The organism is Pseudoalteromonas sp., from assembly GCF_041613455.1.
GTDB lineage: Bacteria > Pseudomonadota > Gammaproteobacteria > Enterobacterales > Alteromonadaceae > Pseudoalteromonas.
Genome location: NZ_JBFJHD010000010.1, coordinates 1 through 17,067 on the forward strand (window position 1 = coordinate 1; position 17,067 = coordinate 17,067).

General features: G+C 41.7%; 16 protein-coding genes. 10 read left to right on the plus strand and 6 right to left on the minus strand.

All coding sequences use genetic code 11. The features are described 5' to 3' along the window. Nucleotides 1-957: organoarsenical effux MFS transporter ArsJ (gene arsJ, locus ABYB02_RS02140; protein WP_372760603.1), on the plus strand; the 957-nt coding region annotated here is incomplete at its 5' end. A 61-nt stretch (nt 958-1,018) separates the two neighbouring features. Beyond that, entirely contained in the window at nt 1,019-3,139 is a 2,121-nt protein-coding gene (locus tag ABYB02_RS02145; RefSeq protein ID WP_372760605.1) for a methyl-accepting chemotaxis protein, read from the plus strand. 84 nt (nt 3,140-3,223) lie between these two features. Here the strand turns inward: ABYB02_RS02145 and ABYB02_RS02150 are convergent, their stop codons facing one another. Further along, complete coding sequence (locus ABYB02_RS02150) at nt 3,224-3,808, minus strand: TetR/AcrR family transcriptional regulator (protein WP_372760607.1); 585 nt, start codon at nt 3,806-3,808, stop codon at nt 3,224-3,226. Between the two features lie 108 nt (nt 3,809-3,916). Here ABYB02_RS02150 and ABYB02_RS02155 point away from each other — a divergent pair, with 108 nt between their 5' ends. Next, a complete protein-coding gene (locus ABYB02_RS02155; protein WP_372760609.1) occupies nt 3,917-4,459 on the plus strand; it encodes a carboxymuconolactone decarboxylase family protein in 543 nt (180 codons plus the stop codon). A gap of 48 nt (nt 4,460-4,507) precedes the next feature. Here the strand turns inward: ABYB02_RS02155 and ABYB02_RS02160 are convergent, their stop codons facing one another. Then, nucleotides 4,508-5,035: a hypothetical protein gene (locus ABYB02_RS02160; RefSeq protein WP_372760611.1), complete on the minus strand. Its 528-nt coding sequence runs from the start codon at nt 5,033-5,035 to the stop codon at nt 4,508-4,510. Between the two features lie 159 nt (nt 5,036-5,194). Between ABYB02_RS02160 and ABYB02_RS02165 the strand changes: the two genes are divergently transcribed. The 5 genes from ABYB02_RS02165 to ABYB02_RS02185 all read left to right on the plus strand — a co-directional run bounded on the left by ABYB02_RS02165 (nt 5,195) and on the right by ABYB02_RS02185 (nt 9,373). Continuing rightward, entirely contained in the window at nt 5,195-5,446 is a 252-nt protein-coding gene (locus ABYB02_RS02165; RefSeq protein WP_372760671.1) for a DUF1294 domain-containing protein, read from the plus strand. 119 nt (nt 5,447-5,565) lie between these two features. Further along, nucleotides 5,566-6,090 carry a DsrE family protein gene (locus tag ABYB02_RS02170; protein ID WP_372760613.1) on the plus strand — a complete coding sequence of 175 codons (525 nt, stop codon included), beginning with the start codon at nt 5,566-5,568 and terminating at the stop codon, nt 6,088-6,090. Further along, nucleotides 6,090-6,704: an SGNH/GDSL hydrolase family protein gene (locus ABYB02_RS02175; protein ID WP_372760615.1), complete on the plus strand. Its 615-nt coding sequence runs from the start codon at nt 6,090-6,092 to the stop codon at nt 6,702-6,704. The genes ABYB02_RS02170 and ABYB02_RS02175 overlap by 1 nt, the downstream gene beginning before the upstream one ends. A gap of 85 nt (nt 6,705-6,789) precedes the next feature. Beyond that, nucleotides 6,790-8,358 (plus strand): EAL domain-containing protein, encoded by a 1,569-nt coding sequence (locus ABYB02_RS02180; protein WP_372760617.1) that lies wholly within the window; start codon nt 6,790-6,792, stop codon nt 8,356-8,358. A 328-nt stretch (nt 8,359-8,686) separates the two neighbouring features. Next, nucleotides 8,687-9,373 (plus strand): response regulator transcription factor, encoded by a 687-nt coding sequence (locus ABYB02_RS02185; RefSeq protein ID WP_372760619.1) that lies wholly within the window; start codon nt 8,687-8,689, stop codon nt 9,371-9,373. A gap of 118 nt (nt 9,374-9,491) precedes the next feature. Here ABYB02_RS02185 and ABYB02_RS02190 read toward each other — a convergent pair whose 3' ends face one another. From ABYB02_RS02190 to ABYB02_RS02205, 4 genes are read right to left on the minus strand one after another with little or no spacing between them, the layout of a single operon-like run. Beyond that, nucleotides 9,492-10,265, minus strand: a complete 774-nt coding sequence (locus ABYB02_RS02190) for a CsgG/HfaB family protein (protein ID WP_372760621.1) — start codon at nt 10,263-10,265, stop codon at nt 9,492-9,494. After that, complete coding sequence (locus ABYB02_RS02195; protein WP_372760623.1) at nt 10,265-10,675, minus strand: curli assembly protein CsgF; 411 nt, start codon at nt 10,673-10,675, stop codon at nt 10,265-10,267. The genes ABYB02_RS02190 and ABYB02_RS02195 overlap by 1 nt, the downstream gene beginning before the upstream one ends. Nucleotide 10,676: 1 nt before the next feature. Further along, entirely contained in the window at nt 10,677-11,078 is a 402-nt protein-coding gene (locus tag ABYB02_RS02200; RefSeq protein WP_372760625.1) for a curli production assembly/transport protein CsgE, read from the minus strand. 41 nt (nt 11,079-11,119) lie between these two features. After that, nucleotides 11,120-12,625 carry a curlin repeat-containing protein gene (locus ABYB02_RS02205; RefSeq protein ID WP_372760627.1) on the minus strand — a complete coding sequence of 502 codons (1,506 nt, stop codon included), beginning with the start codon at nt 12,623-12,625 and terminating at the stop codon, nt 11,120-11,122. Between the two features lie 563 nt (nt 12,626-13,188). Between ABYB02_RS02205 and ABYB02_RS02210 the strand changes: the two genes are divergently transcribed. Further along, nucleotides 13,189-15,693, plus strand: coding sequence for a S8 family serine peptidase (locus ABYB02_RS02210; RefSeq protein ID WP_372760629.1), 2,505 nt, complete (start codon nt 13,189-13,191; stop codon nt 15,691-15,693). Between the two features lie 201 nt (nt 15,694-15,894). Then, complete coding sequence (yddG, locus tag ABYB02_RS02215) at nt 15,895-16,815, plus strand: aromatic amino acid DMT transporter YddG (protein WP_372760631.1); 921 nt, start codon at nt 15,895-15,897, stop codon at nt 16,813-16,815. The last annotated feature ends 252 nt before the right edge of the window (nt 16,816-17,067 follow it).

The following is a 17,067-nucleotide window of genomic DNA, read 5'->3' on the forward strand; positions in this document are numbered from 1 at the left end:
ATGCTGTGTGTCCCCGCCGACTGGTTAACGGTTAGCTATGTGATGGCCGCGCAGGCGCTCAGTGGTATCGCCAAAGATCTGAATAAAATGAGTGCCAAAAGCGCGATTAAATATTTAGTACCCAACGATCAGCAAGGACACCAGCAACTTTATAAATGGATTGCCCGCCTAACCGGCTCTAAAAATGCGTTAAAAGGAGTGGGCTTCTTTTTAGGCGGAGTATTATTGACGCTGTTTGGTTTTGTAGGGGCATTAACGGCGTTAATCGCGTTATTAGCGCTTGCTTGGCTTACAAGTTTAGTGTTTTTACAAGGTGATATTGGCAAAGCTAAAAATAAGCCTAAATTTACCGAGCTGTTTTCTAAATCGGCAGCAATTAACTTACTCAGTGCGGCGCGGTTATGCTTATTTGCAGCACGCGATGTGTGGTTTGTGGTGGCATTACCGGTTTATTTAGCCGCGCAATTTAATTGGGATTATTGGTGGGTAAGCGGCTTTATGGCATCGTGGGTCATCGCCTATGGGGTAGTGCAGTCGCAAGCGCCGCAAATAACGGGCCAATTTACGACACACACTGCGGCGTTTAACAAAGCCGTTGTATGGGTCATACTCCTCGCAGCTGTGACAGCGCTGTTGGCATTGTTTATGCAATTAAATATCGCGTTAAGTTACTCATTAATTATCGGGTTACTGGTGTTTGGTGGCGTATTTGCGGTTAATTCATCGCTACATAGCTTTTTAATCGTCAGGCTGGCTAAAAATGATGGGGTATCGCTTGATGTCGGCTTTTATTACATGGCCAATGCAATGGGGCGCTTACTGGGTACTGTTTTGTCGGGGGCTGTGTTTCAGCTATACGGGTTTACCGCCTGTTTATGGGTAAGTGTATGTTTATTGGTAATGGCATCGCTAATAACGATGTGCTTAGCAAAGCGGCCGATTTTATTAGAAAAATAATGGTTTCGCTGTGCAAATCATCTAAACTGGTGGCGTTATATTAATTAAAAAGGTGTATTGAATGCGAGAAACAGCGTTAGCAAAAAAGTTACTTTGGCTTACAGTAGGTAGTATATTTATTACGGTTTTGGTGCTTTCAAGTGTTTTATGGTGGCAACTGTCACTCAGTAACAAAAAACAAGCTGCAGAATCAGCGCATTATATTACCGCTGAAGTTGAAGAAAAACTCACTGCCAACGCGGCTGTGTATGGCGAAAAAATAGCCGGCTTTATTAATGAAGCGTACCGCGTGCCTTTTTCGTTAGCGGCTATGCTCGGTGATGCGGCGCAGCAAAACACCCTAGACAGAGACACTGTAGTTAAACTCAATCGCTCTATACTCGAACAAAACACTATTTTATCCTCGGTGTATTCACAGTTTGAAGCCAATGCGTTTGATGGCCAAGATGCTCGTTATCAGCGTGGCTACACGCATTCAGTCGATGGCGCGGGGACTTTAGAAGTGTACCTTACCCGCGATCAAAACGGTGTCATTGAACAACAAAAAGTGGCTAATGCTGCGGATAAATACATTACCACACGCAATGAATTTGGTATTCGCGAAGCAGATTGGTATTTATGCGCCAAAGAAACGCTGCGTCCGTGTATTATGGAGCCCTACCTTTACGATATTCCTTCCGGCGATACGGTTATGTTAACGTCGTTGACGGTACCTATTATTAATGCAGGTCAGTTTATCGGTATTACTGGCGTTGATTTAACCTTACCGACGTTTCAAACGATGACCGAGCAGCTGTCTTCCGAGCTTTATAATGGCCAAGCAAAAGTAACGCTATTGAGCGACTTAGGCCTTGTGGTGGGCAGCAGTCATTACAAGTCTAAATTAGGCCGTCCTTTTGCAGAGGCTGTTAGCCCCGCAACCGCTAATAATATTACCGAGTTAAAAGCGCGCAGTGGCATCATTAACATTGGAGATGAATATTTAGTAAATTATCCGATTAATATCAAGCTGGCGAATAAGCAGTGGTCAATCATTATCGAAGTCCCTACCGAGTTAGCGCTGGCGGGGCCGCAAGCGCTGGCTAGTAATATGCAGCAAAGTGCAGCGTCACTGCGGGTGATTATCTTGGTTGCCGGGCTGGTTATTGCCGTGGTGGCATTTATGGTGATGAAGTTTGTTATTGCCAGCATTGTTGCGCCGCTGCAACAAATTCAACACCGGGTTGATAATTTAGCCAGTGCTGAGGGCGATTTAACCCAGACTTTGCATGTTGACGCGCATGCAGAGCTAATTGCGTTAGCGGGTGGTTTTAATCAATTTTTAACAAAACTGCGAGAGCTGATCAGCCAATTAAAACACGTTTCAGAGCAAACTAAACAGCAAGGTGAAGTAACAGCCAATATTGCGGTTGAGACCAAGCATAATGTACAGGCGCAATTTCAGGAAATTGAAAGCGTAGTGACCGCAATGAACGAAATGAGTGCTACGGCACTTGAAGTTGCCAGCGCGTCGGAGCAGTCAGCGCAGCAAGCCGGTGAAATTAACAACTTAGTGCTTAGCAGCGAATCGAGTTTGTCATCAGCAATGAATCAAGTTCAGACTATGTCGGCAGAGATCAAAGAAGCGAACCAAGCAGTAGAAAAAGTCGCGTTGCGTAGTAAAGATATTACGCAAATTTTAGATGTGATCCGCACCATAGCCGAGCAAACTAATTTATTAGCACTTAATGCGGCAATTGAAGCTGCGCGCGCCGGTGAGCACGGACGGGGGTTTGCAGTTGTTGCTGATGAAGTGCGGGCATTGGCGTCAAAAACTCGCTCCTCAACTGACGATATCAGTCAATTAATTGATAGTTTATTACATGAAGTAGGTAACGCATCAACAGTTATAGAGAAGGGAGTAGTACGCGCACAAGGTGCTGTAGACGAAACCGAAGTTGCGTTTGATGCATTACATAGTGTGGTGGTAAAAGTAGATGAAATTACTAATCAAATTACCCATATAGCGACGGCTGCTGAAGAGCAAAGCTTAGTAACAGAAGAAATAAACCGTAATTTAACGCTGATCTCCGATGCGGCGTCGCAGCTTTCTGATTTATCTGCCCAAGCAGGTGACAGCAGTGAAATGCTTAATCAATTAGTTGCGCAGCAAGACGCAGAGCTTAATAAACTTAAAACTTAATGGTTATTTAGTACTGAGACAAAATAAAAACGGCAGTAATTTAAAATTACTGCCGTTTTTGTTCAACTAACTACAATAAGAAATTTATAAGCTTTTTATGATGTTAAACATTTGCTCGATCATAGCTGGCGCTAATGATTCAACTCCGGGGCGATTAAAATAACCACGCAGCCCGGTAAATTGCACCACAAATAGTCGTGCATAGTGTTGTGCCGGCACAGAATTATTTAGCTCTTTATTGTCAATTGCTTGCTGAAAAAGCAACGACAAGTAATTTTCAAACTTATTAAGTAACTCCACACTAAGTTGGTATAAGCTGCTGTCTTTATCGGCAAACTCACTATTGGCTTTTACCAACATACAAATGGCACTCGGCGCGTTTGCTTTGTGTATAACAACGTTTTCAACAAACAGCTGTAAACCACTCAAAATGCTATCGGCTGTTGCTAAGCAGTCTGTAATTTGCTGTTTTATTTGCGCTGTATAATCTTTAAGTGCCTCAATATAAAGCCCTTCTTTAGAACCAAAGGCTGAATAGATGCTGCCTGGTCGCATATTAATAGCGAGTTGTAAATCGCGCGTAGAGGTGGCATGAAACCCTTTTTGCCAAAATAGCTGACTTGCGCGATGAACCACCGCCTCACGCTGAAACTTAATTTTATTCGCCATACCATTTTCCATTATTTGAACAGATGCTCAATTTTAACTTGAGCAAGTGCTCAAAATCAAATAGTATGTGTCTTGAAGTGAGTCATCTTAATAATTTTGGAGCTAAACATGGCAGAATTTACGTTATACACAACAGAAAGTGCACCAGAAGCAGCAAAGCCACTATTGGCCGATTCAGTGGCGGCATTTGGTATGCTACCAAACTTACATGCGGTTATGGCTGAAGCGCCAACATTACTTAAAGGTTATCAAGTACTGCATGAACTGTTTCAAAACACTTCCTTTAACGCAGCAGAGTTAACGGTTGTTTGGCAATCAATTAACGTTGAGCACCAGTGCCATTATTGTGTGCCTGCCCACAGTGCGATTGCAGCGGCAATGAAAGTTGATCAAGATATTGTTGATGCGTTGGTGAATCAAACCCCACTGGCCGATGCTAAGTTAGAAGTATTGCGTGAAACCACCTTGGCAATGACGCGCGAGCGTGGAGTGATCAGTGATGAGCAACTAGAAAAGTTTTTTGCAGCAGGTTATGGTAAACAGCAACTACTTGAAATTATTGTAGGCTTATCGCAAAAAGTTATGAGTAATTACACTAATCACTTAGCTGATACGCCGATAGATGAAGCGTTTAAAAAGTTTGTAAAATAATTTACAGCGTTAACCAGGCCGCTTAGGCTGCCTGGTGATGTAAAGCGGTTATTTAAACTTAACCGTTTTGTTGCTGCGTGTGTAAGTCCGCTGTTGTGGCTTGGTCCACTCGCCTTTTTTTAAGTACGAGGTAGCCACAACAAATTGATCGTCGATAAATTCACTGGTCGATTTAACTTTAGTGATCCCGTCTTTATTACCCGTCACCTCTTCGTAAGCCACAAATTGTGTGGGGCTTAATACTTTCATCGTGCCTTTAGTATAAAACCCTGCGGTCGTGAAGTAGTAAAACACCAGCGACTGTTTTTTGGTATCGTAAAATATCATTGACTCGCCGCCATACTCACCGTCATTTATTGAATGAGTAGTACGTATTGCTTTACCGTTTAATGCTCGTTCCCATTTACCCACATCTTGCATTGCTTTGGTGCCCTCAGGCACATCAAAATTTGTCTGCCACGTGCCTAAGTAAGGCTTAAATACCTGAAGTTCTGCAGCCAGTTCAGTGGGTTGAGCATGAGCTACCACGCCACTTACCAAGCAAAAAGTTAACAGCAGTGTTTTTATATATGACATACTTAATACCTATCTTTTAATTACTAAGTTTAGAGTATAAGAGAGAGTGGCTTGATTAAAAAACTATTATTATTGTTTGCCGTGGGTTTTTTAATGGCACTCACCTTAAGTGGGTTATATCAATACTGGCATGGTGTTATCGCCAGCGTCTACCTAGTTATGAGTAGTGTTACGCTTATAATGTACAAGTGGGATAAACAGCGAGCGATGCGTAAAACGCACCAAGTTGCTAGAATTCCTGAGCGAATACTGCACCTTTTAGCACTATTATGCGGGTGGCCTGGGGCTATTATAGCTCAGCAATGGTTTCGGCATAAATCTAAAAAGCGCTCGTTTATTATAGTGTTATGGGTAACAATTATTATTAATAGTTTAATATTGAGCTATATTTATCATTGGCAGTGGCAATAAAATAACCCCCTAGGTGAGCCATGTTTGCTGTTGGGCGCAATTTAATTTTAAAGATAATAACACGCAGCAAAATAGTGTTAAAATTACGACTGAACTTTTAAGAACACGCGGAGCGGGAAATGAAAGCAATATTTTTAGGGCTAAGTTTAGCATTGACCAGTTTAACGGTTTTAGCGACAGCGCCAGTGGTGCCGATAAAGCACTTTGGTAATTATTATAGCGTGCCGGCACATGCGCCTATTGCGCCAGCAACTCATTTTAAAATAGCCTTTGATGTGGGCGATGCAGCCACACCCGGTGAGCAAAACCATAATATAAATTCACTGGCGCGCTTTATAAATATGCATATAGCGCATGGCATCAAACCGGAAAACATTGAGTTGGCTTTGGTTATTCATGGTAAAGCAAGCGTTGACGTGCTAGAAAATAATTTTTACCAAAGTCGTTTTGATGCAGTTAATAAAAACCAGCCGTTAATTCAACAATTACTCAACAATAATACTCAGGTATTTGTTTGTGGACAATCTGCCACACATTTTAAAGTGACCCCTGAACAGCTTATACCCGGTGTTAAAATGGCACTTTCGGCAATGACGGCACATGCGCAATTACAGCAACAGGGCTATACGCTGAATCCTTTTTAATGCTAAAAACAATTTTATGCTTTGGGGATTCAAATACCTGGGGATTGAACCCTGATACCGCCACGCGTTTTGCTGCTGAATGTCGTTGGACCACGTTGCTAGCACAACAGCTAGGGGCTGACTACAAAGTGATAGCAGCAGGGCAACCTAATCGTTGTCTGGTGCACAATCCCCCGTTCTCAGGAAGCTTGTCTGGGGTGCGTTATTTAAAGCCGTATCTCGTTGAGCATAATGTAGATTTAATTATTATTGCGCTGGGTACTAATGATCTTAAAAAGCGTTATAATTTAACCCCAGCACAGATTGCACAAGGGTTAGCGAGTTTAGTTGATTCAATAACTGCATTTTATAGTGGCAATAAACTCCCACAATTATTGTTATTGAGCCCGCCCTTAGTACGAGAAGTCGGCCACTACACAAAAATTTATGATGGTGCCGCGAAAAAGTCAGCGCAACTCGCGACAGTATTCGCCCAAGTGGCTCAAACGAAGGGCTGTTTATTTTTTGATTTAGCGACAGTGGCGCACGTGTCACCTGTTGATGGCGTACACTTAGATGAAACACAACAGCAAAAAATTAGCCAAGCAGTTAAGCAACGTGTAGATGCGCACTAAAAACTAGTGTAGTATATTTTATGTTCACATTATGGGTAACGTTTATTTTCAGTTGCTTATACAATTATTATAGGACTCAGTCTGAATGGGAACAGTGCAAGCGACCATAAAAAAACACCCTAAAAAATTGCTCGTAGTGCTGTTATCGGGTGGCGTTATATTTGCTATCGGCTGTGTTATCTTGATGTACTTTGCTGGTCAAAAGCTAACAGAGCAAACGCGCTCAGACTCACAGTATTTACTTGCACAAGTTGATCAAGCCATTGAGGAAAGCACTGCTATTTTAAAGCGCTTGAATAGCATGGGCTTTGCAGACTGTAACGACGCTAACTTGCTCGCAATGCGCCAACAATTATTTGATGCCCACTTTGTGATAGATATTGGCTTTTTCAAAGATAATAAACTGATATGCACTACAGGGGCTGGCGTCCTTGCTAAACCGATACCCGATAATCAACCAGACTATTTTATCGATAAGGATCAGCACTCACAAATAGGCGTGCGTTTTGAACCTGAGCTTTATTTATTACTCTTTACTCAGCGTTCTCTAAAAGTCATTATTGTGCGTCAAGCAAGTTATAACCTAATTTTGAAATCAGCTGTGTTCGGTGCCGACAGTGTTGTTGCAGCCAATTGGCAAATTTTTTACCAAGAGCCTGATGCGCTATATCACTTAGCCGGACAACAAGGGCTCTACGACGCTACTGCAAGCAATAACCTTTCCCATTACGAAACCGACACCACGTGTAGCAGTCTTTACCCTAGTTATTGTGTTGCGGTAGAGTTACCTTGGGCGCTCTTTCTCTCTGATAACAAAGAACTCTTTATTATCTCCTTTATTTTAATTTGCTTAGTGAGCGTTTCATCAGGGTTAGTTATTGACGATTACATCACCTCGCGCCGCTCATTAATAAGCCGCGTGCGAAGGGGATTGAAAAAAGACCGTTTTTATTGGGTGTATCAACCAATTGTGAATTTAAAAAACTCCACGGTAATAGGTTGTGAAGTATTAGCGCGCTTTGAAGATAACTACGGTACATTGACACCCGATGAGTTTATTCCTGCATTAAGAAAAACTAATTTAACCTGGCATTTTACGCAAAAAATGATCGCGGTGGTGCTTAAAGAATTAGCAACAGTGGAACAACTGCCGAGCGGTTTTAAGGTCGCACTCAATATTTTTCCTTATGATGTAGAGCAAGGTAATGTGTCTTTACTGTGTAAGGAAACGGCACTAACGCAATCTAAATTTAAAATATTTTTAGAGATCACCGAAGATGAATATTTAGATTCAGCCGTTGCTCACGAGCACTTTAAAACGCTTATTGCAGCGGGCTTTAATTTATCGCTCGATGATTTTGGCACGGGCTATTCTAACCTTAAGAACTTACATCACTTGAGTTTTCAGCAATTAAAAATTGACCGCTCTTTTGTACAAGATATTGCGACTGAAGGCCTTAAAGCGTCGATGATCCCTAATATTATGGAACTGGTGCATAAGTTTGGGTATACCTGTGTGGCAGAAGGGATCGAAACGTTGGAACAAGAAGTGATTTTAAAAGCAGCCGGTGTACAGTATGGGCAAGGTTGGAAGTATGGCAGACCAATGGCGATTGTGGAATTTAACAACTTTATCGGCAGATCGATATTGTAGTGATTTACCTAAGTTAGTAAGGTAAAATATTTAAATTAATTATAATATGAGGCGCGGTGGCGAGCGCTAAGTTTATTACAGGGCTGCAAGCAGCCTGTGCCATTCATTCCCTCATCAGGAAATTACCTTGTCGCTGAGTTAAAAAGCGACTAGTGTGCAACTCAAATGCATAGTGCAAGGAATATAAATAGGCGTAAAAATATACTGCAAAGTTATTTGTTAACATGTGTTTACAAAGTGTTGTATAACAGCTTGAAAATGACTTTGGTTATATTGTAATCTATTTATAACTACTTAATGTTACATAAGTTTTCAAAGGAAGAAGATTATGCAGCAAAAATCAGTATTTATTAAAACTAACTTTCAAACATCTACTTATTCAAACCCTTATGAGAATATTTTAAGAACTGTGCGCGCTATATTTGGCGATATTAAAATGGATGATAGCTTGCCAAGCACAGCACAACGTAGTGCCCACCATTTATATTTAATTGATGGTGCAAAGCACAATTGGCACGACCTGCTTCCTGCAGATTTAATCTGCTTAGCAAAGGAGCATAATGTGGTGCTCTTCAATGTCGAACGTGAAGCTGTGTGCGAAAAAAACTTAATGCTCAACCATATCAATGGCGTTTTTTATAAGTCAACGCCTACGGAAGCCATTTTTAAAGGGCTATTCAGAGTCACTGCCGGTGAGTTGTGGTTTAACCGTATGATTTTATCGCAAGCATTTAGGGATATTTTAGAAGCAACCTCATCATTTAACACTTTGCATCAAGGGATAGAGTTAAAACAAAGTGATTATGAGCAGTTAACTAAACGTGAACGCTCGGTAATACACCTAATAGCGCAAGGAGCGAGTAACAGTACTATTGCCGATAAGTTAAACATCAGCGATCACACAGTAAAAACGCATTTATACAGTGCCTTTAAAAAAACCAACTCACGCAATCGAATCGAACTGGCCAACTGGGCGCAGCGCTATATTTCGGTTTTATTACCTATGCAAAGATAATATTCATTTTTAATTTCCCATAAATAAAAGAGGCTACCTAAGTAGCCTTTTTAGTATTTAGTTAGCGCTGCAAGTAGCTACTTGAGATAGCTTTATTATTCAGAGAGCGGTTAGTTTATCAACTGGCTTTTTTAGCCCACAAACCTTTATCAATGCCTTTCGTTACTAGGTCGGTGAGTGCCTTTTCAATCGCTTGGGTAACACAAATACTCATTGGTTCGTTATCACTAAAGCCGGCTTCGGCTTCGGCAAGACGCTTGTAGCTTACATACCTAAAAAAGCCTGCACGCATTTCTTGGCTAAGCACTTTTTTACTGGTTGCCACTGAGAGTAATACCTGACCTGTACGTACGTCTACCGCACGTAAATAAATAGATATGGCATCTTCTCTATATAGCTCAGAGGCACCAATGCCAAAGTATTCCATACCCAGGCCACCGGTTTTTACATTAGTATCGTAACTAATAATACCGCCTTCTAAAATGATTTTAGCCGTAGTTAGTGGTGGTAAATCGGCTTGATTGGGGTTTTCTGACTGGGCGGCACGGATAATTTTTCGCTCAGTCAAAATATTTTGTAACCCTTCGCGCTCGACGGGCGTGAACCAGTCTGATTCATGTAAAGCTTGTACTAAAATAGAGTTGGCACCTTGCGTAACCGCAGTAGAAAACGAGCTAACATTAGTTTGCGGTTTATATTGCCCGGTTTGGTCTCTAAATGAGTAAACCGACACGGGAATACTGCCGACCGGTTTGGGTAGCTTTTTTAAATCAGCAAAAATTTCTGTGGGTTTCAAACTGGTCGCTTTTTGTTGTGATGGTGGAATTAAATTCCCCATGGTTGAGCAGCCCGTTAACGTAAGCAAAATTGTTATTATTAATAATTTATACATTAGCCAAACCTCGGTACATCAATGATCACCACAGTGCCATCGAGAATATTTGTTATTTTTACGGTGATTGTATCTGTGGTACTGGTGATCACTTCAATTTGATAGTCGCCACTCATAAAAATAGAATCTTGATTAAAAATACTGTCCTCAGAGTCTTCACCAAATGCCATATTGGTAATTTCTCTGACCATGCGATTTAAGTAAGTGCGTTGTAATGAATCTTGAAATTGTTCAGCATAATCTTTTTCTATAATTGGGGCTTTATGCTTATTTTGCGCTTGCGCTTTACTCAGCAGCATATTTGCATTGAGTGGGTTACCACCAAAGCTAGGGTTTATTGGTGTATAAATTAATTCGGTTGCGCCTGCTGAAAAAGCGAATGTTGTTATTATAAGTAGTATTTTTTTCATTTTACCATCCGTTTATAGCCATATCTGGGGAAGATACCGCCATGTTTGAGCGAGCCATCGCATCTATTACTATAAAAACAGCTTGTTCAACACGTTCATCAAGCGGCTCTAACCTGCGACCTAAATAGGTTGCATAAATAACTTGGTTATTCATTATTAAAGAAAGTTTCGTGCCAGCCTTAGGCAGCACCGTTTCTTTTATTTCTATGTTAAATCCTGCTGTTGAAGGTAAATCTCGCCAGTAGTTTGAAAATTGGTAATAAAACTGATGACCAAAGCGACTAATGCTTCTGTCCAGTAATAGACCATCTATTTCTAGCTCATCAGCTGCATTTACTGCAGGTGAACAACACAAAAACAGTGATAATAAGTAACTAATACATTTGCTGTTATTACTTTTCATAGGTTAGTTAAGGGGGGAGTGGCTCCCCCCTTCCTTCGCAATTACATTTGCGTCACTGTAGCAGTGTTGCCATCACCAATTTGGGTCACAGAAACCATGCTGTTATAGCCGATTACGCCGCCTTGAACCAAGTTATCGTTACCGATTTGATTAACAGTAAATGAAACACTGTCACCACCGATTAAAAACGCAGACTGATCCATACCGGTAACCCAGTTACCTTCACCTGTTTGATCAATATCAATACTATGGTTGCTACCTTCTACCATAATGTCGACTAAGTTCAGATCACCGCTTTGCGCAATATCAATTTGGTTTACGTTACTATCTAAAATACCCGCAAGGGTAACCAGCGTTTCATTTAAAGCGCCGGCTTGTCTGATATCAATATCGTTTTCATTAGAAGTGAGTGCCGAATTGGGGAAAGAAGACTCGACAACCGCAATGTTTTCATCACCGCTTTGAAACACATCGACATCGTTATCAGACCCGTTAAAGTTCACTAAGTGCGCTTCGTTTGCATCACCAAATTGATTGATATCAAACTCATTACCTGAGCCAATAACACCCATATACGCTTCATTATTAGTGCCCGCTTGAGTGGCTGTTAGTTCGTTATTGTTACCGATAAGCTCTGCTGTTGTGGTATTGTCTGCATCTCTTTGAGTAATGGTTACTTTATTATCGCTACCCATAAACAAGTTAGATGTAGCTGTGTTACTGCTACCTTCTTGATCTATGTTAATATCGTTGCCACTGCCGACAACAGCTGCAAAGTTGACAGTTTGATATTCACCATCTTGCTCCACGATTAGCTCATTCTCATCACCTATCACTTCATCAAAAGTGATTTCATGACGCGAACCATTTTGCTCAAAATCAACCTCATTGGCATTACCGTTTAATGCGCCTACAACAACTTCATTCCAATAAACACCAGACTGTGAGATATCTATGATATTGTCATCACCCGATACTGAGGTGAATTCAGCTTCATGCCATTCACCGCTCTGTAGTGAATTAATTTCATTGCCATTCCCTTGCATGTCAAGGTTATAAAACCAATGCCCGCCAGCGCCTTGCTCTACATTTACCAAGTTATCGTCACCGCTGATAACATTGATAGCTTCATTATTAACCAAGAACCCTTGACCCGTTTGCGTTACCGTTAACTGGTTATAATCGCCTGTTACTTGTGATAATAACGCGTGGCTTGAACCTTCTTGAGTGTTTACTTCGTTGTTATTGTTACCCACTGTTGTTGCTTGAGCCCAATTAAAAAGCCCAGTTTGAGTGCTTACGGTGACGTTTTCATTACCATCGATATTTGCATTGATGGTGTTGTAATCGCCATCTTGTGCTAATAGTGCGTCGTTAATATTTTGTTTTTGTACCAGAGTCATGCTGTTTGAAGCCGCTTGTACAGTAACCGCTGTTGTTAACTCTGACGTTGATGTGGGTTTAGAATCAGTATTAGCATATGCAGCAAAATTAGTTCCCATTGCAATTGCAATTGCACAGCTTAAGATTGATTTAGATAACTTCATTATTTTTCTCCTTGAATAATATAATCAAATACCTAGGTATGACCTGAGTGAGTTAGGTATTTGCTGTTTCAGCATGCCGTGCTGATATAAAGTTTTGTGATCCACTTAATAACTTTGCAGTAAGTAAAGTGTAAATTATGACTATGAGTGCATTAGGGTGATGCATGACAGCTACAAATGCGCTTCAACAATGAACTCATAATCATGGTGTTACTCTAGGTGGTAATTCGACATTGTAAAATCATCATTTTTTACCATTTTAAAAACTTACCATTTTCAATGACTTGTGTTTTTACATAGCCGTTTTTTGTGCTAAGTATTAAAACCAGTAAAAAAGGATGAGTGTCGGACGTGAATGATTTGATTTAACAATCTCATATTAAGGGCTGTGTTTAGTGTTTTTTTTGCTGAAAATCTGGTCATAACAGATGGTTTTTCATATTCGGACTTGTTTAATCTTTTTTTTAGCGGTTCCCTAATAACTTGCCATGTGATCCGCTGTACTGAAAGTAGTAAAGAAAATTGCTTAGTGTTACTAAGTTAACCAAACTATGGATATAACAATGAAAACACAATTATCTATTATTACACTTGCACTTTTACCTTGCCTAGCTGCGGCTAAAGTACCTGATATGGGGATGTTGCAACAACACCATGCAGCAAGCAGTGACTCACTGATAGTCAAATATAAAAAGAACGCTACAGCAGAAATGCGCAAGCATGCACGGTCTTTAGTGAAAGCTAAAATTTCAGATTTAAATAACGATGAAATTGATGATAGCTATCAGTCTTTACTGTCAGGACGCCTAGCCAAATTTACCGTGTCAGGCATAAGCACTAAAGAAGCTATTGCACGCTTAAAGTCACATCAAGCAATTGAATATGTTGAGCCTGATTACAAAGTAAGTATTGCTAGCGTACCCAATGATCCACGTTTTGATGAGCTGTGGGGCTTACATAACGAAGGCCAGTCAGGCGGTACCCTTGATGCAGATATTGATGCACCTGAAGCATGGACTATTTCTACTGGTAGCCGCGACGTAGTGGTGGGGGTAATTGACACCGGTGTTGATTATAACCATAGCGATCTAGCCAGCAACATTTGGGTAAATAGCGCAGAAATTGCCGGCGATGGTATTGATAATGACGGTAATGGTTATGTAGATGATATGCACGGCATTAATGCTATTACCGATAGTGGCGATCCTATGGATGACCAAGGTCATGGTACGCATGTGTCAGGTACGATTGGTGCGGCGGGCAACAATTCTACAGGTGTTGTTGGCGTAAACCACGAAGTCTCGATTGTTGGCTGTAAGTTTTTAGACGCAGGTGGCTCTGGCAGCACGTCTGGGGCAATTAAATGTATTGATTATATGGTTGGCCTTAAAAATGCGGGTGTGAATCTTCGCGTATTAAACAATAGCTGGGGGGGCGGTGGCTTTAGCCAAGCACTTGCAGAAGCTATTGATGCCAGTGAAGCGGCAGATATCCTGTTTGTTGCGGCGGCAGGTAACAGTGCAGTAGATAATGATGAAAACCCGCATTATCCTTCAAACTATGAACACGACAGTGTGTTATCTGTGGCAAGTACTGACCGTAACGATGCGATGTCGGGCTTTTCACAGTGGGGCTTAACCAGTGTTGATTTAGGCGCACCCGGCAGTGCCATTTTATCAACAGTGCCAGGAAATGGTTATAGCAGTTATTCAGGCACATCGATGGCCACGCCTCATGTAGCAGGGGCTGCAGCGCTTGCTTTATCTGTTAACCCAGATTTAACCACGCTAGAATTAAAAGAACTATTGATGACCAGTGGTGACGCTAATGCAGCTCTTGAAGGTAAAACAGTGGCTGGCACGCGGTTAAACGTAAACCAAGCACTGATTGATGCTGATCCAACCCCTGGCTTTAAGCTCAGTGTTAGTCCGTTGGCGCAAGAGATCACCGCAGGCGAAGTCGCCACTTATACCTTTAGTGTCGGCTCAATTGCCAATTGGGACGGCGATGTCGAGTTTACCTTGGCTGCTAACCTAGACTCTGCATCATTGTCTCACAGCTCAGCTCGCCCTGGTGATGACGTGTTACTCACGGTTAATACTACTGAGGATACACAGTGGGGTGAATATGAATTTACCGTCACGGCAACATCAACTGAAAAGGTAAAAGAGTACACGGTAAAATTACTGGTAAAACCGCTGGGCTTAAACGACTTTACCTACAGTAGTAATGAAAGTGTAGCGATTCCAGATAATTCACCAGAAGGTGCAAATTCAGTAATTTCGATTGCGGATAGTCTAACTATTTTTGATACCGTTGCCGATGTTGATATTAGCCACACGTGGTCAGGGGATTTAATTGTAAGGCTTATCTCTGCACAAGGTACGGTTGTCACTTTGCAAAACAAGCAAGGCGGTAGTGACGATGATATCGTTAAACGCTTTACTTCTGCTGCGTTTAACGGCGAAGTAGCTACTGGCGATTGGACACTTAACGTTGAAGATACGGCTGGATCTGATGTCGGCACAATTAATGGCTGGTCACTTACTTTAAGCGCCATTGGTGAAGTCAGCCCGCAGCCACCTCGTGCTAGCTTTAGTGTTGAAACCCAAGGGTTAACGGCTTCGTTTACCGACAGCAGTACTGATGCTAATAACGACATAACGCAGTGGCAGTGGAATTTTGGTGATGGTGCAACAGCAACGGATGCCAGCCCAGTACATGCCTATGCAGTAGCGGGTAGCTACGAGGTTCAGCTAACGGTTACCGACAGCGAAGGCAATACAGATACATCAACGCAAACCGTGGTAGTGAGTGATGTTGAAATTGAGTTAAGCCTAAAGCGTGCTAATAAGTCACGTTTAGGCACAATGCGTGTTGAGTTAAGTTGGGGCAGCGTCGGTGCCGACGCGCTTAATGTTTACCGTAATGGTGAGCTAATAGACACAACGTCAGATAACGGCCGTTATCGTGATTATGTACGTGGTGCAACACTACCAGCGTACGACTATCAACTGTGTGTGACTGAGAATGTGTGTTCAAATATTGTAACCGTAACATTTAACTAAGCGTTATTTGTTAATAAACAATAAGCCCAGCCTGCTGGGCTTTTTTTATTGCAGCTTTAAAAACAGCCACCTTGTTTGATGCAGCTACCTCAATAAGGCTTTGTGTCTTGTATTTAATATTACTTAGTTGCTTGTTATTGTTAAATTAAAAAATTGCTGCTAGCGTGACGTCAAACTTCTAAGCAGCACTTGGGTCGACAAATGGACTTTATCAATAAAAATAAATACACATTTTACGGTGTCGCGGCTATTTTACTGTGGAGCTGCTTGGTGGCGTTACTTCGAGATGTGTCTGAGCTTTTTAGCCCGATAGGCGGCGCAGCGTTGATGTACTCGGTCAGTGCAGTGTTTTTAATTTTAGTGATGGGTTTACCAAAGCTTAAAGACTTTTCCCCACGTTATCTAATTATAGGCACTGTGTTATTTGTGGCATATGAGGTGTGTTTAGCACTGTCAATTGGCATGGCCAATAACCGTCAGCAAGCCATGGAAATGGCGATAATTAACTATTTATGGCCTTCACTTACCCTGTTATTGACCATTATTGTGGCGCGCAAAAGGGTCAGTGTTTGGGTGTATCCCAGCATGTTTATTACCTTTTTAGGTGTGGCGTGGTGCATTGCCGGTGAACAGGGGCTGGCAATTGATAGCTTAATGGTTAACTTTTCCGCTAACCCCAGTACGTATTTAATGGCCTTGGCCGCCGCATTTATTTGGGCGCTGTATTGTGTTGTAACGCAAAAGCTAAGTAACGGTAACAATGCGATAAGCTTATTTTTTACTGTAACGGCGATTAGTTTATGGCTGCAATATGGGCTCAGTAATGAGCCAGAATTAAGCTTTACGCTAGATTCATCAATCACTTTGTTATTAGCGGGCGTGGTGGTTGGCAGTGGTTACGCGTTATGGAACCAAGCCATTATTGGCGGTAACTTAATGTTACTCGGAACGCTGTCGTATTTTACCCCGGTATTTTCAACAATTATCTCAGCGCTCTATTTGTCCGTTACACTCACAGCCTCTTTTTGGCAAGGGGTGGTATTGGTTACACTGGGCTCGTTAGTTTGCTACCTGTTGACCAAAGATAATCCGCAACAACAGGGTGCCAAGGCAGTAACTTAATGCTGGTTTTGAGTAATACTCGCTATGCGTGACAAAAAGTAAATAATTGAGAGCAGAGAGCGTCTCTTGCCGCTATTTTAACTACCGCTGATGGAGCGTTATGCCGAATATGACACGCTTTTAATCGAAAACCGGATGCAGCGTATTCACCTTTAGTGGAGAGTCGCTAATATCCCTGTGCTTCTAGTCACGGTTCGTTACACGCCGGCGAACGGATCTACACTGTTAAATTGCTGGGCTATCACCAGGTTT